Source organism: Micromonospora globosa, assembly GCF_000717585.1.
Lineage (GTDB): Bacteria > Actinomycetota > Actinomycetes > Mycobacteriales > Micromonosporaceae > Micromonospora > Micromonospora aurantiaca.
The window spans coordinates 53,319-70,634 of the sequence record NZ_JNZR01000027.1 but is presented as its reverse complement, the minus strand read 5'-3'; the positions used below and the strand labels follow the sequence as shown (position 1 = coordinate 70,634).

The 17,316-nt window shown below is 74.4% G+C and carries 19 protein-coding genes; 14 read left to right on the top strand and 5 right to left on the bottom strand.

Annotated features, from left to right (window positions below; genetic code table 11):
* Positions 1 to 15: 15 nt before the first annotated feature.
* Positions 16 to 792: a prepilin peptidase gene (locus tag IF06_RS0122860; protein ID WP_030273444.1), complete on the bottom strand. Its 777-nt coding sequence runs from the start codon at positions 790 to 792 to the stop codon at positions 16 to 18.
* 559 nt (positions 793 to 1,351) lie between these two features.
* On the opposite strand from IF06_RS0122860, the gene IF06_RS0122855 reads away from it, so the two are divergent.
* The 12 genes from IF06_RS0122855 to IF06_RS0122800 are packed head-to-tail and all read left to right on the top strand — an operon-like array spanning position 1,352 to position 10,300.
* Positions 1,352 to 1,918, top strand: coding sequence for a hypothetical protein (locus IF06_RS0122855; RefSeq protein WP_013283469.1), 567 nt, complete (start codon positions 1,352 to 1,354; stop codon positions 1,916 to 1,918).
* Positions 1,912 to 2,865 carry a hypothetical protein gene (locus tag IF06_RS0122850; RefSeq protein ID WP_013283468.1) on the top strand — a complete coding sequence of 318 codons (954 nt, stop codon included), beginning with the start codon at positions 1,912 to 1,914 and terminating at the stop codon, positions 2,863 to 2,865. The genes IF06_RS0122855 and IF06_RS0122850 overlap by 7 nt, the downstream gene beginning before the upstream one ends.
* A complete protein-coding gene (locus IF06_RS0122845) occupies positions 2,862 to 3,530 on the top strand; it encodes an SAF domain-containing protein (protein ID WP_013283467.1) in 669 nt (222 codons plus the stop codon). Before IF06_RS0122850 ends, IF06_RS0122845 begins: the two co-directional genes overlap by 4 nt.
* Positions 3,530 to 4,363, top strand: coding sequence for a hypothetical protein (locus tag IF06_RS0122840; RefSeq protein ID WP_013283466.1), 834 nt, complete (start codon positions 3,530 to 3,532; stop codon positions 4,361 to 4,363). Before IF06_RS0122845 ends, IF06_RS0122840 begins: the two co-directional genes overlap by 1 nt.
* Entirely contained in the window at positions 4,353 to 5,894 is a 1,542-nt protein-coding gene (locus IF06_RS0122835; protein WP_013473468.1) for a CpaF family protein, read from the top strand. Before IF06_RS0122840 ends, IF06_RS0122835 begins: the two co-directional genes overlap by 11 nt.
* On the top strand, positions 5,837 to 6,790 hold the full coding sequence (locus tag IF06_RS0122830) for a type II secretion system F family protein (RefSeq protein WP_369752094.1): 954 nt from the start codon (positions 5,837 to 5,839) through the stop codon (positions 6,788 to 6,790). The genes IF06_RS0122835 and IF06_RS0122830 overlap by 58 nt, the downstream gene beginning before the upstream one ends.
* Positions 6,787 to 7,653, top strand: coding sequence for a type II secretion system F family protein (locus IF06_RS0122825; RefSeq protein ID WP_030273438.1), 867 nt, complete (start codon positions 6,787 to 6,789; stop codon positions 7,651 to 7,653). The genes IF06_RS0122830 and IF06_RS0122825 overlap by 4 nt, the downstream gene beginning before the upstream one ends.
* Before the next feature lie 25 nt (positions 7,654 to 7,678).
* Positions 7,679 to 7,888: a hypothetical protein gene (locus tag IF06_RS0122820; RefSeq protein WP_013283462.1), complete on the top strand. Its 210-nt coding sequence runs from the start codon at positions 7,679 to 7,681 to the stop codon at positions 7,886 to 7,888.
* Positions 7,888 to 8,370, top strand: a complete 483-nt coding sequence (locus IF06_RS0122815) for a TadE family protein (RefSeq protein ID WP_036311379.1) — start codon at positions 7,888 to 7,890, stop codon at positions 8,368 to 8,370. The genes IF06_RS0122820 and IF06_RS0122815 overlap by 1 nt, the downstream gene beginning before the upstream one ends.
* Entirely contained in the window at positions 8,367 to 8,840 is a 474-nt protein-coding gene (locus IF06_RS0122810; RefSeq protein ID WP_030273434.1) for a TadE/TadG family type IV pilus assembly protein, read from the top strand. The genes IF06_RS0122815 and IF06_RS0122810 overlap by 4 nt, the downstream gene beginning before the upstream one ends.
* Positions 8,837 to 9,268, top strand: coding sequence for a pilus assembly protein TadG-related protein (locus IF06_RS0122805; RefSeq protein ID WP_013473465.1), 432 nt, complete (start codon positions 8,837 to 8,839; stop codon positions 9,266 to 9,268). Before IF06_RS0122810 ends, IF06_RS0122805 begins: the two co-directional genes overlap by 4 nt.
* 15 nt (positions 9,269 to 9,283) lie before the next feature.
* Entirely contained in the window at positions 9,284 to 10,300 is a 1,017-nt protein-coding gene (locus IF06_RS0122800; RefSeq protein WP_030273432.1) for a LysM peptidoglycan-binding domain-containing protein, read from the top strand.
* 1 nt (position 10,301) lies between these two features.
* Here IF06_RS0122800 and IF06_RS0122795 read toward each other — a convergent pair whose 3' ends face one another.
* A complete protein-coding gene (locus tag IF06_RS0122795) occupies positions 10,302 to 11,153 on the bottom strand; it encodes a Rieske 2Fe-2S domain-containing protein (RefSeq protein WP_013283457.1) in 852 nt (283 codons plus the stop codon).
* An 83-nt stretch (positions 11,154 to 11,236) separates the two neighbouring features.
* Here IF06_RS0122795 and IF06_RS0122790 point away from each other — a divergent pair, with 83 nt between their 5' ends.
* Positions 11,237 to 12,001: a crotonase/enoyl-CoA hydratase family protein gene (locus IF06_RS0122790; RefSeq protein ID WP_030273429.1), complete on the top strand. Its 765-nt coding sequence runs from the start codon at positions 11,237 to 11,239 to the stop codon at positions 11,999 to 12,001.
* A 4-nt stretch (positions 12,002 to 12,005) separates the two neighbouring features.
* Here the strand turns inward: IF06_RS0122790 and IF06_RS0122785 are convergent, their stop codons facing one another.
* Positions 12,006 to 13,490, bottom strand: coding sequence for a dihydrolipoyl dehydrogenase family protein (locus IF06_RS0122785; protein WP_030273426.1), 1,485 nt, complete (start codon positions 13,488 to 13,490; stop codon positions 12,006 to 12,008).
* A gap of 92 nt (positions 13,491 to 13,582) precedes the next feature.
* On the opposite strand from IF06_RS0122785, the gene IF06_RS0122780 reads away from it, so the two are divergent.
* On the top strand, positions 13,583 to 14,683 hold the full coding sequence (locus IF06_RS0122780) for a serine hydrolase domain-containing protein (protein ID WP_030273424.1): 1,101 nt from the start codon (positions 13,583 to 13,585) through the stop codon (positions 14,681 to 14,683).
* 370 nt (positions 14,684 to 15,053) lie between these two features.
* On the opposite strand, the gene IF06_RS0122775 is transcribed toward IF06_RS0122780, so the two are convergent.
* Positions 15,054 to 16,376: a cryptochrome/photolyase family protein gene (locus IF06_RS0122775; protein WP_030273422.1), complete on the bottom strand. Its 1,323-nt coding sequence runs from the start codon at positions 16,374 to 16,376 to the stop codon at positions 15,054 to 15,056.
* The gene (locus IF06_RS0122770) at positions 16,373 to 17,299 is read right to left on the bottom strand and encodes a phytoene/squalene synthase family protein (RefSeq protein ID WP_013283452.1); all 927 of its coding nucleotides are present in this window, start codon (positions 17,297 to 17,299) and stop codon (positions 16,373 to 16,375) included. The genes IF06_RS0122775 and IF06_RS0122770 overlap by 4 nt, the downstream gene beginning before the upstream one ends.
* Positions 17,300 to 17,316: the final 17 nt, after the last annotated feature.

Sequence of the window (17,316 nt, the reverse complement as noted above, 5' to 3'; positions counted from 1 at the left end):
CCTGCGGGTGGCCGATCACACGGTGACGAGCACCAGCGTGGCGGCGGTGCCGAGCACCAGGAACGGACCGAACGGCAGGTGCCCGGACCAGCGGACCCGCCGGGCGGCGAGCAGCGCCACCCCGGCCGACCCGGCGAGGAGGAGCGCGAGCACCAGCCCGGCCACCAGCACCGGCCAGCCGTACCAGCCGAGCAGCGCGCCCGCGCCGAGCGCCAGCTTGGCGTCGCCGAGACCGAAGCCGCGCCGCCCGAACAGCAGCGTGGTCGCGGCGAAGCCGCCGCCGAGCGCCAGAGCGGCCAGGACGGCGCGTACCAGCGGGTCGACGCCCGGACCGGTCAGCGCGGCCACCCCGAGCAGCGCCCACACGCCGGCGGCGGCCAGCCAGGTGAGCCGGTCGGGCAGGCGGTGCGCCATCGCGTCCACGATCGTCATCGGCACCGCCCAGACCAGCCACCACGCCAGCGCCAGCCGCGCGGCGGGCGCGCCGCCGGCGAACACCGGCACGGCCACCGCGAGCAGCAACGCCACCTCCACCACCGCGGGCGGCGCGCCGACCCGGGCCCGGCAGGCCGGGCACCGGGCCACGGGGCCGAGCGCCGGCAGCGGCCGGTCCAGCCCGATCGGGGCGCCGCAGCCGTCGCACGCCGTCCGGTCCGGACACCCCGGCGGTACGGCGTAGCGCGCCACCGCCAGCCGGAGCAGGGGTACGACCGTCAGGGCGGCGGTCAGCCGGGTGCTCGGACGGCGGGCATCGGCCACCGGTCCGGTACGCCGCACCCGTTCAGCCGTCATGCCGGATCCCCCGTCCGGTCGCCGTGCGTTCCATCGTGGAGCACACAGAGTGATTTATCGCTCGCGCGGATGTGACGGAGGAAGCCCGCAGCGGCGTGCGGCGCGACGCGCGACCGGCCGGGACTAGCCAGGGCGTGAGCCCCGGCGAACCGACGGGACGGATCGGACGAGCGGCATGCTCCCCACCCATACCGGCGGCCCGTCGCCACCGCCGCGGCGCGTACGGGTGAGCACACACCAGCCGGCCCGGAGCCCTGCCGAAGCCCACCAGTCATCGTGGTGACACACACCGGCCACCACCTCCCGTCTTCACTCACCGTGTTCACGTGAATTGCCTCTGTTGCATCGGCGGACGTGAGCCTATGCTCGCCCCTTGGGTACGACGCAACCCCCGATCAATTGGCGTCGGAGGCACCAGGGCACAGAATCCGCAGCGATCAGTACAGGTCAATACAAGTGGCGGCGACGGGGGCCCGGAGTGACAGTTCCGGGCGCGCTTCCGCATGCCCGGAGCGGGTCGGCGTGATCGCCCCGGGCCGGCACCGAGGAGGGATCGGCGTTGCGCACACGGCAATCCCGCCGATGGGAAATCTTCCTGCTCAGCATCGTGCTGGTGGTCGGCTCGGCCGGCTGCGGCACCGAGCCGGAGGCGGTCACCCGTCCGCTGACCGGCCGCGCCGCCGCACCCGCCGCCCATTCCAGCGCCGAGGAGAACGCGGCCGGAAAAGCGGCTCTGGCCGCCTATTCCGGCTATCTCGACGCGTCCCGGGCAGCCAGTGCGCGCAGCGATCCGTCCCATCCCGCTCTGACCCGTTTTCTGGCTGATCCGCTGCTGACCCGGGTGCGAATGGCGATTCTCGACGCGAAGGAGCACGGCGCGATGCGTACCGGGAAACTGGTCTCCGACCCCGAGGTCGTGTCGGTCGACCTGGCCGCCCGCCCGCCCACAGTCGAGATCCAGGACTGCCTGGACGCGAGCGGCTACCGGCTCGTCTACGCCAAGGACCGCAAGGCCGTGCCCGGCACGCGCGGCGGGCGCTACCTGGCCACCGCCACGGCGGTCCGGTACCCGGACGGCCGGTGGCTGATCAACGGCGGCGCCGCGCACCAGGACCAGCCGTGCTGACCTGGGGAGGAAGGGGTGTCCCGGCCCGGCCGGCCCGGGCCGGGACGCTCCGCCGGCTGCTGCTCGCCGCCGGCCTGGCCGCGCTGCTGACGCTCACCGGCGCACCCGCCCGCGCCGCCGACCCCGGCGGCTCGTGCCCGCCGGAACAGACCGACTGCGACGTCTGGGACGACGACCCCGGCACCCCGGGCGGACCGGGTGGGCCGGGTGGGCCGGGTGGCGGCGGGGACAACGGCGGCGGGGGCGGCAGCACCCCGAAGTGCCAGTGGAACGGCCGGGCCATCCCCTGCTACCACCCGATTCTCGGCTGGTTCAACAACGCCGACGGCTGCTACTACAAGCTCGAAGAGCCGCAGGACGAGGCCCCTCCCGGCAAGCAGTGGTACCAGCTCACCTGCAACGGTGGCGACCTCGGCAGCCTGCGCCGGGCGCTTCTCGACGCGCCGCCGCCCGGCTACGGCGCGCCGCCGGACCCGGAGGAACTGGCCCGCCGTGCGCTGGCGTCGATCTCGCTGCTCCCGCCCCGCGCCGCCGTGGCGCCCCGACGCAGCCAGGGCCCCGGCCTGGTCGGGCTGCCCGTCTGGATGTGGGCCAGCCCGGGCGCGGCGTACTTCGGGCCGCTGTCCGCGTCCGCCTCCGACCGGGGACTGACCGTGGAGATCACCGCGAAGGTGGACCGGATCGTCTGGCACATGTCCGACGACATCGACGTCACCTGCGACGGGCCGGGCACGCCCTACCGGGCCGACGGGCCGAGGGCCGGCTCCACCTCACCCGACTGCGGCCTCGACCAGGGCTATCCGAAGGCCGGCACCTACCAGGTGAGCGCCACGACGTTCTGGACCGTCGAGTGGTCCGGCGGCGGCGAGAGCGGCGTCATCGCCCAGAGCCGGTCCAGCGGCGTCGTCCTGGTACAGATCAACGAGCTTCAGGTGGTGACCCGATGAGTGTCGTGGCAGCCCGCAACGGAACCCCGGTGGAGGCTCCCGTCGCGCCGCCGAAGGTGGTCCGGCAACGACGCGTCCGCCCCGGCCTGCTCGGCCTGGCGGTCCTGCTGATCGCCCTCGGCGGCCTGGGCGCCGCGTTCGCGGTCACCTCGGTCCGCTCCACCGGCACGTACCTCGCAGTGGCCCGGCAGGTCGACGTGGGACACCAACTGACCGCCGACGACCTGGTGCCGGTACGCGTCTCCGGCGGGCGGGAACTCCAGCCGGTGCCCGCCGACCGGATGGACGAGGTGCTGGGGTTGCGGGCGGCCGTCCGGCTCACCCCCGGCACGCTGCTCACCCCGGCGCAGCTCACCGAGGCCCCGCTGCTCGGCCCCGGTCAGCAGCAGATCGCGCTGGGGCTGGAACCCGAGCAGGTGCCGGCGCGCAAGCTGCACCCCGGCGACAAGGTGCTGCTGGTCAGCACCCCGTCGAACGCCACCGGCGGCGGCTCGGAGGCGTCCCGCGGCGGCGGCACCCGGTTCGAGGGCACCGTGATCGACACCGCCGCGCCGCAGAACGGCGACGTGGTGGTCTACCTGGCGCTGGCCGTACGGGACGTACCAGCTGTCGTGGCGCTCGCCGCCGACGACCGGATCGCGCTCGTGCTCACCGAGGCGGCCTGATGGCGATCATCGCCCTGGTCTCGGCGAAGGGTTCGCCGGGCGTCACCACCGCCGCGCTCGCCGCCGCGCTGAGCTGGCACCGGCGGCTCGTGCTGGCCGAGTGCGACCCGGCGGGCGGCTCGATCCTCGCCGGTTACCTCGGCGGGGCGCTGGACGGCCCGCGCGGCATCGGTGAGCTGGCGGTGGGTGAGCTGCGGGACGGCAGCCTGGAGCACGCGTTCTGGTCCCAGCTGGTCGACCTGGACGCGCCCCGCCGCGAGCGGCTGCTGCTGCCCGGCGTCGTGGACCCGGCCCAGGCCGGCAGCGTGATCCCGCTCTGGCAGCGCTTCGCCGACTACTTCACCGGGCTGGAGCGGGGCGAACCGCCGTACGACGTGCTCGTCGACTGTGGCCGGCTGGCAGTGGGCGGTCCACCGTGGCCGCTGCTGCGGGCCGCCGCGGTGGTACTGCTGGTGACCCGCGCGCACCTGCCCGACCTCTCCGCCACCCGGGCCACCGCCCGCGCGATCGAGCGGGACCTCACCGAGCACCGCGTACCGCCCGGCACGCTGCGCCTCCTCGTCGTCGGGGACGGGCACGGCACCAGCGAGATCAGCAAGGCGCTACGGCTGCCGGTGATCGCCCGCCTGCCGCACGACCCGCGTACCGCCGAGGTGCTCGCCCACGGCGGCACCGTACGGGCCAACCGGCCGCTGATGCGCGCGGCCGGCGCCCTGGAGGTGCCGGTCCGGGCGCTGCTGGACCGGCGGCGCGCCCGGCTGGCCTGGCCCGGGGCGACCACACCGCGCGCGGTGACCGCGCCGAGCGTGCCGGGGGTGTCCGGTGCGGTTTGAGCCGGTCTCCCACGACCCACGCGCGCAGCAGCCGGGCGTCGTCTCCACTGTGCCGCCGCTCGCCCCGCCGAACGGGCGGCACCACGTCCCCGGCCCGGCGCCCGCCGCGCCACCGGCGCCACCGCCACGCCCCCGGGTCGACTTCGCCGTGGTCCGCGAGCTGCGCCGGGAACTGAGCGAGCGACTCACCCACTGGCAGCGCGGACGCGAGTTCGACGCCGACGCCGAGGAGGTCGAGCGCGCCCGGCTGGCGGTAGCCGTGGTGTCCGCGTACGCCGACTCGGTACGCCGGGCCGGCACGCCGATGGCCGCGGACTCGGAACGCCTGCTGCTCGACCAGGTCACAGCCGAACTCGTCGGGCTGGGCCGACTCCAGACGCTGCTCGTCGACGACAGCATCGAGGAGGTGCACATCCTCGGCTGCGACCAGGTACGCATCACCCGGCACGGCGGCGGCGTCGACTGGGCCGAGCCGATCGCCGAGACCGACGACGAGCTGGTGGAGATCCTCCAGGCGGCGGCCCGCCGGGCCGGTGCCACCGAGCGGTCACTGTCCACCTCGAAGCCCACGCTCGACCTGCAACTACCGGACGGCAGCCGGCTCGCCGCCGTGTTCCTGGTCAGCCACCGCCCGTACGCGGTGATCCGCAAGCACAACACGCTCGAAGTGAGCCTGGAGGACATCGCGGGCGGCCGGCCCGACCTGGACGAGATGATCGACCCGCTGCTGCGCGACTTCCTCCGCGCGTCCATGCGGGCCGGGCTGAACATCATGGTCGCCGGGCTCGCCGGTGCCGGGAAGACCACTGTCATCCGCGCGCTGATGGACGAGATCCCGGCCGACGAGCCGTACGTGCTGCTGGAGGAGAGCCGGGAACTGCTGCCGGCCCGGCGCGGGCACAAGCACCGGGCGGTGATGAGCTTCGAGTCCCGGGAGGGCCACGGCGAGCGCGGCGCGGACGGGCGGCCGGCGGGTGAGGTCAGCATCGCCGACCTGATCCCGGTGTCACTGCGCATGGGCGTGCTGCGGATCATCGTCGGCGAGGTGCGGTCCCGGGAGATCGTGCCGATGCTCCAGGCGATGACCACCAGCCGCGGGTCGATGTGCACCATCCACGCGCGTACCCCCTCGGGGGTGAGCGAACGCATCATCGAGCTGGCGCTGTCCCACGGCCGGGAGATGACAGTCGACCAGGCCCGCCGGATGGCCGGTAACGCGCTCGACCTGATCGTCTACGTGACGGTCGAGGACGAGACAGCGATCGGCGGGCGCAAGCACCGGTTCGTGTCGCACGTCGAGGAGGTCATCGGCGTCGGCGAGGGCAACCGGATCACCACCACGACCGTCTTCGGCCCCGGACCGGACGGCCGTGCGGTCCCCCGCCACCTGCCCGAACGCATCCGCGACCAACTGCTGCGCGTCGGCTACGACGCCCGCCTGCTCACCCGGTTCGTCGAGGCCGGCGTGGGCGCTTGGCGGCGGCCCCGGCACACCCGCCTCGGGGCGCGGCCGAGCGGAGGCCCGGCGTGACGCAGATCGAACTGATCGCCCTGGTCTCCGGCGCGGCCTGCGTGGCCGGGCTGGTGCTGACAGTGGTCGCGCTCGTCGGCACCCGCCGCCCGCCGGGTCCGGCGCCCGGTGCCGGGCCGGGCCTGAGCCGGCTCTGGACCGGTTCCGGCGCGAGCCGCGCCGACCAGCGCCGCTACCAGCTCCTGCTCGGCGCCGCTGTGGTCGCCGGGGCGGCGGCGTTCCTGCTCACCGGGCTGCCGGTGGTCGGCCTGCTGGTGGCGCTCGCGGTACCGGGCGTGCCGTGGCTGTTCGCGGTCGGCCGGGCCGAGCAGCGGGCCATCGCCCGGGTCGAAGCCGTAGGCGAGTGGACCCGCCGGCTCAAGGACATCTCGGCCACCGGCCAGGGACTCCAGCAGGCGATCATCGGCACCATCGCCACCGCGCCGGAGGAGATCCAGGAGGAGGTACGCACGCTCGCCGCCCGCCTCCAGGCCGGCTGGCTGGCCCGCTCCGCGCTGCTCGCCTTCGCCGACGAGATCGCCGACCCGGTCGCCGACCAGGTGGTGGCCGCGCTGATCCTGCACCTCACCGACCGGGGCGAGCGCCTCGGCGACGTGCTCGGGTCGATCGCCACCGCCGCCTCGGCCGAGGTGGCGACCCGGCGCGAGGTCGAGGCCAAGCGCACCCAGCCCCGGTTCGCGGTCCGCTTCCTCACCGGCATGACGCTGGCGACGCTCGCGTACGGGCTGGTGAACAGCGACTACATCCGTCCCTACGGGACGCTGACCGGTCAGCTCGTGATGGCGGTGCTCGGCGCGGCGTTCGTCGGCCTGCTGGTCTGGGTGCGCTCGATGAGCCAGCCGCCCCGGCCGGCGCGGTTCCTTCCGGCGCCCGACCTGGATGAGGCGATCGCGTGAGCGCACTCAACTGGCAGCTGGCGATCGCGGTGCTCGGCGGGTGCGCGGTCGGGCTCGGGCTGTTCCTGGTCGTACGCGAGGCGCTGCCGGCCACCCCGGCGCTCGGCCCGGCGCTGCGCCGGCTGCACCAGCCGCCCGGCCAGGCCCCGGCCGCCGGCGCCGGGCCGGACTGGCTCGGCGGGTTCGCCCGCTGGCTGCGCCCGCCGCACCGGCAACTCGCCCTGCTAGACCGCACCCCGGAGCAGTACGCGCTGTCGGTGCTGCTGTCCGCGCTCGTCGGCTTCGCCACCCCGGCGGTCGCCTCGGCGGTGCTCTTCGTCGGCGGGGTGGCGCTGCCGGTGGCCGTACCGGTGGTGGCCAGCCTGGGCCTGGCGCTCGGCGCCGGACTGCTCGCGCACCGCACGGTCCTGGCCAAGGCGGACGCCGCCCGGGACGAGTTCCGGCAGGCGGTCTGCACCTACCTCGACCTGGTGGCGTTGCAGCTGTCCGCCGCGCACGGCCCGGTGCAGTCGCTGGAGCGCGCGGCGGCGGTCTGCGACGGCTGGGTCTTCGACCGGATCCGGGAGGCGCTGCGGCTCGCGCAGCTCCAGATGCACTCGCCCTGGGACGAGTTGCAGGAGCTGGCCGAGCGCATCGGCATCCCGGAGCTGGGTGATGTGGGCGCCATCATGCGCTCCTCCGGCAGTGAGGGCGCCCAGGTGCACGAGACGTTGCGGTCCCGCGCCGACTCGCTGCGCGACCAGATCCGTACCGACAACCTGGCCCGGGCCGAGGGGGTCACCAGCAAGTTGGACATCCCCGGCTCGCTGCTGGTGTTCGTCCTGCTCGGCTTCGCCGTCTATCCGTTCCTCGCCCGTCTGTGAACCCACCTTCGAGAAGGAGACGACCATGCACCTCTACGCCTACCTGTACGTGGCGGTGAGCACCCGCCTCGCCGAGCTGCGCCGGGACTCCGAGCGCGGCGACAGCCCGGTGCCGACCGCGGTGATCATCTTCGGCCTGGTCGCGGTGGCCATGGCGGTCACCGGGCTCGCCCTGGCCAAGGCGAACAACTGGATGAACGCCATCCCGAACAACACGGCGCCGCAGGCCCCGTGATGCCCCGCCCCGCCCGTACGGTCCGGAGCCGGCCGGCGTCTGCCGGCCGGCTCGCCGGCCCGCCCGGTCCGGGGCGGTTCACCGCCGCCCTGCGCGCCCGCCTGGCCGAGGGCGAGCGGGGCGCCAACCCGGTCGAGCTGGCCGTGGTGATGCCGGTGATCCTGGTGATGCTGTTCGGCTCGATCCAGGTCGCCGTCTGGTTCGTGGCCCGTTCCACAGCGCTGAACGCCGCGCAGACCGCTGTGAACGCCCAGCGCACGATCGACGCCGGGCCGGACGCCGGACGGCAGCGGGCGATCAGCTTCCTGCAACAGTCCGGGGACTGGCTGGTCGGCTGGGAGCAGACCGGCCCGACCTGCGTCGAGACAGCCACAGCTGTCACCTGCACGGTGCAGGGACGCTCCCTGTCGGTCATCCCGGGCGTCTCGTTCGAGGTCACGCAGACCGCGCACGGCCCGGCCGAACACTGGACCACCGGATGAGCGCCGGGCCACGGCGGGACCGGGGTTCCGTCTCGATCGAGGTGGCGGTGCTCGCGCCCGCCTTCATCGGGCTGATGGTGCTGGCCGGGGTCGCCGGGCGGACCGCGATCGCGGACGAGGCGGTGGAGTCGGCCGCCCACGACGCCGCCCGGGCCGCCTCGCTCGCCCGCACCGCCGACGACGGCGCGGAGGCCGCCGAGGTGGCGGCCCAGGACCAGCTCGGCTGGGCAGGGCTGAACTGCACCGGCCCACCCCAGATCGATCTCGCGGGCTCGGTGGCCGGGACGACGACGAGCTTCGCCGCCGCGTACCAGAGCGCCGCAGGCGTGCCGGCGACAGTGACCGTCACGGTGACCTGCACCGTCTCCTTCGACGACCTGAGCGCGCCCGGCCTGCCCGGCGTCCCGGGCGGCAAGACCGTCTCGGCGAGCTTCACCTCGCCGCTGGACACCTACCGGAGTCGCGGATGACCGGGCGGCGCGAGGCGGAGAACGGCCGGGTGAGCCTGTTCCTGGCCGTGGCGATGACGGGCGTACTCGCGATCATCGGCCTCGCCTACGACGGCGCCGGTCAACTGCGCACGCTCCAGCGCGCGGACAACCTGGCCGCCGAGGCGGCCCGCGCCGGCGGCCAGATGATCGACCGCGCGCGGGCCATCGAGGGCGGCCCGAAGCGGATCGACCAGGTCGCCGCCCGCGCCGCTGTCGCCGCCTACCTCGACGCCGCGGGCGGCGTCCAGGACCACGACGTCGACTTCCCCGTGGTCGGCACCGAGACCCAGATCCGGGTACGCGTGCAGATCACCTACAGCCGGGACCTGCTGAGTCTGTTCGGCGTGCAAGAGAACGCCACCGTCACCGGTGAGGCCACCGCTCGGGCGCTCACCGGACCACCGTAGGAAGGGAAGGCCGCCATGGGCGCACCCCGACGCTCCCCCGTCCGCCGCGCCGGCCAGGTTCTCACCGGCCTCGGCGCCCTCGTCGTGCTCGTCGGCGTGCTGGCCGGCGGGCCGGTCGCGTTGCTGGCGTTCGCCGGCAACCCGCTGCCGGATCACCTGCCCACGCTGGCCGAGGTCGGTACGGCGTTGACCAGCCGCGACGACGGCCGGCTGTTCCTGCGCGCGCTGGCGGTGGTGGGCTGGTTCGGCTGGGCCACGTTCGCGTTCTCCGTCCTGGTGGAGCTGCTCGCGGCGGCGGTACGCCGGCCGGCGCCGAAGCTGCCCGGCATGCACCGCCAGCAGAAGGCCGCAGCCGCACTCGTCGGTTCGGTCGCGCTGATCCTGGTCGCGAGCCCGGCCGCGGCGAGCGCCGCCGCGCTGACCGCCCCGCAACCGGCGGTCGCCGCCGTCACCTCACCGGCCGTGGCCGCGAGCCAGGTCACCCCGTCGACCCCGGTCGCGTCGAAGGCGGACGACCCGGCCGTGTACCGGGTGGCGAAGGGCGACTACCTGGGCGAGGTGGCGGATCGCTACCTGGACGACTTCGACAGGTACAAGGAGCTGGCTCGGCTGAACCGGCTCGCCGACCCGGACCGGATCCGCCCGGGTCAGCTCATCACGCTGCCGGAGGGCGCGACGGATTCGGGTGCCCGGCGGCACGCCACCGGACGGATCGTGGTCACCAAGCCGGCCGAGACGGCGCCGGTCAAGCCGGGTGGCGGCGGCGCCTCGTCGACCACCCCGAAGGCGAAGCCCAAGCCCACGCCGCGGGACGCGACGCCCACCGTGGAGGCGCCTGTCGGTCAGCCGCCGGCCATGTCGGCGGGCGCGTCCCGCGCCACCGCCGAGGAGGGCATCAACCGTCCGCTCGCCATCTCGGCGGTGCTGGCCGTGGCGAGCATCGTGGGTGCGCAGATCGGCGCGCTGCTCGGGTTGCGCAAGCGGCCGGTACCCGCCCGCGCGTTGTCCAGCGGACGGCACCGGCGGGACTGAGTCAGGGCAGCCGGGCCTCGACCCGGCCGGACACGACGCGGCTGGGCAGCACGACCTGGTCGTTCGCGGCCGGGCCGTGCACCACCTCGCCGCCGTCGAGCCGGAATGCGCTGCCGTGCCAGGGGCAGACCACGCAGGCGTGGCCGTCGATCTGCTCCACCGTGCCCTCGCCGAGCGGGCCGCTCTGGTGCGGGCAGCGCTCCAGCATCACGCTGACGTCGTCGCCGTCCCGGTAGAGGATCACCGGGACGTCGTCGATCTTCTTGGTGACCAGCTCGTGCCGGGGCAGGCTGCTCAGGTCACCGACCCGGTGCCAGCCGTCGCTGATCAGGTGCAGCTCGGAGACGCTCTGGCTGGCCTGGGCGCCCTGCTTGTACGCGAGGTGCCCACCCAGGTACGCCCCACCGCTCGCGGCGGACAGCCCCAGATAGGACAGCGTCCGGCCGAGTCCGTGCCGCCCGTTGAGCCGAGCCGCCAGCGAGCCGGCGAACAACGCGAGGCCGACGGTGTTGGCGGCGGCGTGCACCAGCCCGACCCGGCGCTGGTCGCGGGTGAGCGTGGCCCAGTCGTTGAGCCCGGCGACCGCCGCGGGCACCGCGCTGACCGTACCGAGGCCCACCAGGGCGGTGGCGGCGCGGCGCTGGCCGGGCAGCAGGTCCACCACGGCGGCGGAGATCCATGCGCCGACCGGCACCTGCACCATCGCGGGGTGCAGCGGATGGCCGAGCCACACGCCGTGCAGCGCGTCGCGTACCCGCTGGGAACGCAGAGTGCCCTGGACGGCGCGCTGCAGCCGGTCACCCACCCGGTCGAGACCGGTGGCCTGTTCGAGTTTCGTCAGTAGTTCGCGCACCCGTTCCGACTTCCCGGCAGGAGAGCCCCCAAACCGGACGCCCCGGAATTCCCTCCCAGGTGCGTCGCGGGCATGCTGAGCCCATGGGGGTACGCGTCGAGCACGCCGGTGCCGTGACCACTGTGATCCTGGACCGGCCCGAGGCTCGTAACGCCGTGGACGGGCCCACCGCACGAGCGCTGGCCGACGCGTTCCGCGCGTTCGACGCCGACCCGGACGCGGCGGTCGCCGTGCTCTGGGGCGCGGGCGGCACGTTCTGCTCCGGCGCCGACCTCAAGGCCGTCGGCACGCCGCGCGGCAACCGCGTCGAGCCCGGCGGCGACGCGCCGATGGGCCCCACCCGGATGCGGCTGTCCAAGCCGGTGATCGCCGCGATCTCCGGGTACGCGGTGGCCGGCGGCCTGGAGCTGGCACTCTGGTGCGACCTGCGGGTCGCCGAGTCGGACGCCACGCTCGGCGTGTTCTGCCGCCGGTGGGGCGTACCGCTGATCGACGGCGGGACGGTCCGTCTGCCCCGGCTGATCGGGGAGAGCCGCGCGATGGACCTGATCCTCACCGGCCGTGCGGTGGGCGCCGACGAGGCGTACGCGATGGGCCTGGTCAACCGGCTGGTCGCGCCGGGTGAGGCCCGCGCGGCGGCCGAGGAGCTGGCCGTCGCTATCGCCCGGTCGCCGCAGACGTGCCTGCGCAACGACCGGGCGGCGGTGCGGGACGGCGCGGGGCAGCCGGAGCCGGAGGCGATGGCGACCGAGCTGGCCTACGGCCTGGAGTCGCTGGCTGTGGACGGGGTACGCGGCGCCGGCCGGTTCGCCGACGGGGCCGGCCGGCACGGTGCGCCGGCCGGCTGAGGCGTCACTTCAGCGCGCGTAGCGCGTCCTCGATGGCCCTGTGGAACGTCGGGTACGCGTAGATCATGTGCCGGAGCTGGCTGATCGGCACCGCGGCGTGCACCGCCACGACGAGCGCGGAGAGCACCTCGCCGCCGGCCGGTCCGGCCGAGGTGGCGCCGACGAGGACGCCCTGGTCGGCGTCGGCGATCAGCTTGATGAACCCGGCGTTGCCGGTCTTGTGGATCCAGCCCCGGGCCGACGAGGTGAGGTCGGCGTACCCGACCTGGACGTTGACGCCGCGCTCGCGGGCCTGCTGCTCGGTGAGGCCGACCGCGCCGACCTCGGGATCGGTGAACGTGACCCGGGGCAGCGCCCGGTAGTCGGCCACCGGGACGCTGCCGGGCGCGGCAGTCGAGCCGCCCGCGCTCATCGCGCCGCCGACCGCGCTGACCACCCCGGCCGCGCCGCCGACGACACTCGCGGTGCCGCTGGCGTCCGGGCCGCCCTTGGTACGCCGCATGTGGTCGAGCACGTCCGGCACCACGATGCCGGCCTGGTACATGGCGATGTGAGTGAACGCGCCCTCGCCGGTGAGGTCGCCGACCGCCCAGATCCCGTCGGTGACGTGCATCCGGTCGTTCACCGGCAGGTAGCGCTGCCCGGCGTCCACCCCGACCGTGTCCAGCCCGAGCTCCTCCAGGTGCGCCTTGCGGCCGGTCACCACGAGCAGCTTCTCGCCGGTGAACTCGGCGCCGTCGGCGTGCACGGTGAACGTGCTGCCGTCGTGGCTCACCCGGCCGGCCTTGACCCCGGTGTGGATCTCCACCCCGTCGGCGCGCAGCGCGTCGGCGGCGAGCGCCGACGCCTCCGGCTCCTCGACCGCGAGCACCCGGTCGGCCGCCTCGATGACAGTCACCCGCACGCCGAACCGGGCGAAGACCTGGGCGAGTTCCAGCCCGATCGCGCCGCCGCCGAGCACCAGCAGCGACGCGGGCAGCTCCTCGACCTCGATGGCCTGGTGATTCGTCCAGTACGGCGTGTCGGCCAGCCCGTCGATCGGCGGGACCGAGGGCCGGGTGCCGGTGCCGAGGACCACGCCGTAGCGGGCGTGGAACACCTGGTCGCCGACGCGTACCCGGTTCGGGCCGTCGAGCCGCCCACTGCCCCGGACGAACCGGCCGCCCTTGCCGGTGAACCGGTCCACCGCCACCTTGTCGTCCCAGGTGTCGGTGGCCTCGGCGCGGATGCGCTTCGCCACCGGCGCCCAGTCGGGCCGCACCTGGGCGGACCCGGCCAGCTCGTTGACCCGGTGCGCCTCGGCCAGCGCGTTCGCCGCCCGGATCATCATCTTGCTCGGCACGCACCCCCAGTAGGGGCACTCGCCACCGACCAGGTCCCGTTCGATGCCGACCACGCTGAGGCCGGCCTCGGCGAGCCGCCCGGCCACCTCCTCGCCGCCGACGCCGAGCCCGACCACTACTACGTCCACCAGTTCCGGCTCCGCCATTCCGCAAGCATTCCGCACCTTCGGGACACCGACCACCGCACCGGGCCGGAATTCCCGCGCCGGTAACGAACGCGACCGCCTACCGTGGCCGCATGCACGCGCGCTTCACCCCGGTCCGGGACTGCTTCCACGACCTGTTCACGACCGGCCGGGAGACCGGTGCGTCGCTGTCGGTGTGGCACGACGGCGTACCGGTGGTGAAGTTGGTGGGCGGCACCACCGCGGCGGTCCCGCCCGGCACTGTCGTACCGGCCGCCGGGGCGGACCGGCCGTGGCGACCGGACACGCTCGTCGACGTCTACTCGGTCGGCAAGCCGGTGGTCGCGCTGTGCCTGCTGCTGCTCGTCGACCGGGGCCGGGTCGACCTGGACGCGCCGGTGTCCGCGTACTGGCCGGGTTTCCGCGCCCCGGCCACCGTGCGGCAGGTGCTCACCCACACCGCCGGGCTGCCCGCCTTCCCGGTGCCCCGGCCCGCCGCCGCCATCGCCGACTGGGACCTGCTCTGCGCCGATCTGGCGGCGGCCGAGCCCGAGTGGACGCCGGGCGCCGTCGCGGCCGAGCACGCCTGGACGTACGGGCACCTGGTGGGCGAGCTGGTCCGCCGGGTGGACGGACGCCCGGTGGGCCGGTTCCTGGCCGAGGAGATCGCCGGACCGTGGCGCCTGGATCTGGCCTTCGGGCTCGGTGAGGCCGACCGGCGGCGGTGCGCCGATCTGTCGTACGCGGATCCGGCCTGGCCGGACGCGATGCGCGGCGAGCCGGGCTCGTTGCGGGCGCGGGCGCTGGACAACCCGCCGGGCGGGCGCGACGTCGCGATGGTGAACAGCGACCTGTGGCGGGCCGCCGAGATCCCGGCGGTGAACCTGCACGCCACCGCCGCCGGGCTCGCCCGGCTCTACGCGGGCCTCCTCGCCGGCGGCACCCTGGACGGGGTACGCCTGTTCAGCCCGGAACTGGTCACCGAGGCGACGCGGGTGCAGTACAGCGGACCGGACCTGCTGCTGGACCGTCCGGTGGACTGGACGCTCGGCATGCAGTGGGAGCCGGACGGCAGCTGGGGCATGGGCGGGATCGGCGGCAGCAGCGCCTGGGCCGACCCGGAGCGCGGCTACACCTTCGCGTACGCGACAGCCCGGCTGGCCGATCACGACCGGGTGGAGGAGCTGGTCGAGGCGTTGCATTCCTGCCTCTGACAGTCGGTCACCCTCGGTGATCCCGAGCCATCGTCACGCAGCGCATTCGGCCGGCCGGGCGGCCCCGTGTTCCCTTTTCCGACTTTGCTCTGCAGCCATCGGCGCAGCACCGCGCTGAACAGGGGTTTCCTTGCAGGTCCGAAACCCGCGCGAGGCCCAGTTGGTGACGTTCCGCAACCGATGCGGATATGGCTGCAGAGCAAAGGGGCCGAGAGGCACACGGTCCCGGCGGGCGAGAGGTCACTTGGAGTGACCGATTTTGCCGAGCCCACACTGCCACGGGAGCGGTGCGCCGGCGTGTCCGGACACGTTCGTGCGCCGGTGATGCGCGGTGCCGGCGGGACGCACGAGCCGGCGTCAGCGGGCGGCGTCAGCGCAGCCAGACCGGGTCGGCGCCGGGCACCTCCAGCGGCGGCGGGTAGTCGAGTGTGCGGCGTACCTCGTCGGGCAGCCGCCACGGCTGGTGCACCGCCTTGCCCGCCACCGACGCCAGCTCGGGCACCCAGCGCCGCACGTACGCGCCGTCGGGGTCGTAGCGTTCGGCCTGCCGTACCGGGTTGAAGCCGCGGTACGGCCGGGTGTCGTTGCCGGTGCCGGCCACCCACTGCCAGTTGCCCGAGTTGTTGACCCGGTCGCCGTCGAGCAGCCACCGGAAGAAGATTTCCAGGCCGGGCCGCCAGTCCAGCCCGAGGTGCTTGGTCAGGTAGCCGGCGGTGATCAGCCGCGCCCGGTTGTGCATCCAGCCCTCGGCGCGCAACTGACGCATGCCCGCGTCCACGACCGGCATGCCGGTCCGCCCCTCGGCCCAGGCGTCGAACGCGTGCGGGTCGTCGCGCCAGTCCTCCCGCGCGCCGCGCCGGTAGGCAACAGTGGACAGGTCGGGGAAACCGGCCACCACCTGGTGGTAGAAGTCGCGCCAGCAGAGCTGCCTGACGAACGGCCCGTCCCGGTCGCCGGCCCGGTTCGCCACCGCCAGCGGCGAGACACAACCGAACCGCAGGTACGGGCTGAGCCGCGAGGTCTCGTCGCCGGCCATGTCGTCGTGGATGTCGTCGTACCGGTCGAGGGTGGGCAGCCAGGCGGTGAGCCGGCGCCTGGCGACGGTCTCGCCGCCGACGGCGGCATCCGGGCTGTCGCCCTTCGGCGGGTCGGGCAGCCGGCCCGGGTCGACGCCGTCGGGCAGCCGGACCCGCTTCGGCGCGGCCAGCTCGTCCCGCCACCGCACGCCCTGCCAGGTCCGGAAGTAGGGGCTGAAGACCCGGTAGTGGTCGCCGCCGCCGGGGCGCAGCGCGCCCGGCTCGACGATCGTCAGGCCGGGGAACAGGCGCAGGAACATCCGGTGCCTGTCGCACTCGGCGCGCAGCCGGCGTTCCCGGCGGTGGGCGTAGCGGCTCACGTCGGCGGAGAGCCCGACGCCCTCGGCGCCCACCTTCCGGGCCAGTTTCACCGTCTCGGCCACCGGGTCGCCACGCCTGATCACCAGGTCGCCGCCGCGCTTGCGCAGCGCCTCACGCAGGTCGGCCAGGCTCTGGTGCAGGAAGCGGGTGCGGTTCGGCGAGAGCTTCTGCAGCGCCGGGTCGAGCACGTAGAGCGGCACCACCCGGTCGAACGCGGAGCAGGCGGCGGCGAGCGCCGGGTGATCGTGCACCCGCAGGTCACGGGTGAACAGCACGACCGCCGTACGGCCGGTCATCCGGCCAGGGCCGGTTCCAGTGCCGGGCCGGGCACCCGCACCGGCGTACCGGGCGGGGTGAGCAGCGCCCGCGCGGCCACCGCCATCCGGCGCCGCTGCGGCACCAGGGCACGGCGCACGAAGACGTCGTAGTCCTGCGCGGCCACCTCGTCGAGGATGCCGCCGTAGAGCGCGTACGCGGTGCGCATGCACGCCTGCGAGGCCGGGTCGAGCAGCGGGATGCCCGGTGCGGCGGCGACGTAGTGGGCCTGGGCGCGGGTCACCTCGTACTCGATCAGCTCGCGGATGCGCGGCGTGGTGCGGCCGGCGGCCTTGGCCGCGAGCAGGTCGTCGCGGGTGAGGTCGAACTTGGCCATGTCCTCGTCGGGCAGGTAGGTCCGGCCCCGGTCGAGGTCCTCGGCGACGTCCCGGATGAAGTTGGTGAGCTGGAACGCGAAGCCGAGCTGACGGGCGGGCTCGCGGGCGGCGGCCGGGTCGGAACTGCCCAGGATCGGCAGCATCATGGTGCCGATGACAGCGGCCGAGCCCTCCATGTAGTCGAGCAGGTCGTCGTAGGTCGGGTACGACATGACAGTCAGATCCATCGCCATGCTGCGCAGGAACGACGCGAAGTCGTCGCGGTCCAGGTCGAACACGGCGATGGTGTGCAGCACCGCGGGGAGCAGCGGGTCGTCGACCGACGCACCGTGCAGCCCGGCGACGAATCGATCCGACCACTCGCGCAGCCGGGCGGCGCGCTCGGCCGGCGGCAGGTCCTCGGTGCGGTCGACGATCTCGTCCGCGTACCTGGTGAAGCCGTACAAGGCGTGCACATGTCGCCGTTTCCAGGCGGGAAGCAGCCGGGTGGCGAGATAGTAGGTACGGCCGTGACGGCGGTGCAGCTCGCGGCAACGGTCATAGGCAGCGGTCAGATCCGTGTCCATCGGCCCTCCTCAGTTTC

Bases quoted from the DNA above. Each gene is read 5' to 3' on its own strand.
- IF06_RS0122860 (WP_030273444.1), bottom strand. From the start codon at position 792: ATGACGGCTGAACGGGTGCGGCGTACCGGACCGGTGGCCGATGCCCGC.
- IF06_RS0122845 (WP_013283467.1), top strand. From the start codon at position 2,862: ATGAGTGTCGTGGCAGCCCGCAACGGAACCCCGGTGGAGGCTCCCGTC.
- IF06_RS0122840 (WP_013283466.1), top strand. From the start codon at position 3,530: ATGGCGATCATCGCCCTGGTCTCGGCGAAGGGTTCGCCGGGCGTCACC.
- IF06_RS0122820 (WP_013283462.1), top strand. From the start codon at position 7,679: ATGCACCTCTACGCCTACCTGTACGTGGCGGTGAGCACCCGCCTCGCC.
- IF06_RS0122815 (WP_036311379.1), top strand. From the start codon at position 7,888: ATGCCCCGCCCCGCCCGTACGGTCCGGAGCCGGCCGGCGTCTGCCGGC.
- IF06_RS0122810 (WP_030273434.1), top strand. From the start codon at position 8,367: ATGAGCGCCGGGCCACGGCGGGACCGGGGTTCCGTCTCGATCGAGGTG.
- IF06_RS0122805 (WP_013473465.1), top strand. From the start codon at position 8,837: ATGACCGGGCGGCGCGAGGCGGAGAACGGCCGGGTGAGCCTGTTCCTG.
- IF06_RS0122800 (WP_030273432.1), top strand. From the start codon at position 9,284: ATGGGCGCACCCCGACGCTCCCCCGTCCGCCGCGCCGGCCAGGTTCTC.
- IF06_RS0122790 (WP_030273429.1), top strand. From the start codon at position 11,237: ATGGGGGTACGCGTCGAGCACGCCGGTGCCGTGACCACTGTGATCCTG.
- IF06_RS0122785 (WP_030273426.1), bottom strand. From the start codon at position 13,490: ATGGCGGAGCCGGAACTGGTGGACGTAGTAGTGGTCGGGCTCGGCGTC.
- IF06_RS0122780 (WP_030273424.1), top strand. From the start codon at position 13,583: ATGCACGCGCGCTTCACCCCGGTCCGGGACTGCTTCCACGACCTGTTC.
- IF06_RS0122775 (WP_030273422.1), bottom strand. From the start codon at position 16,376: ATGACCGGCCGTACGGCGGTCGTGCTGTTCACCCGTGACCTGCGGGTG.
- IF06_RS0122770 (WP_013283452.1), bottom strand. From the start codon at position 17,299: ATGGACACGGATCTGACCGCTGCCTATGACCGTTGCCGCGAGCTGCAC.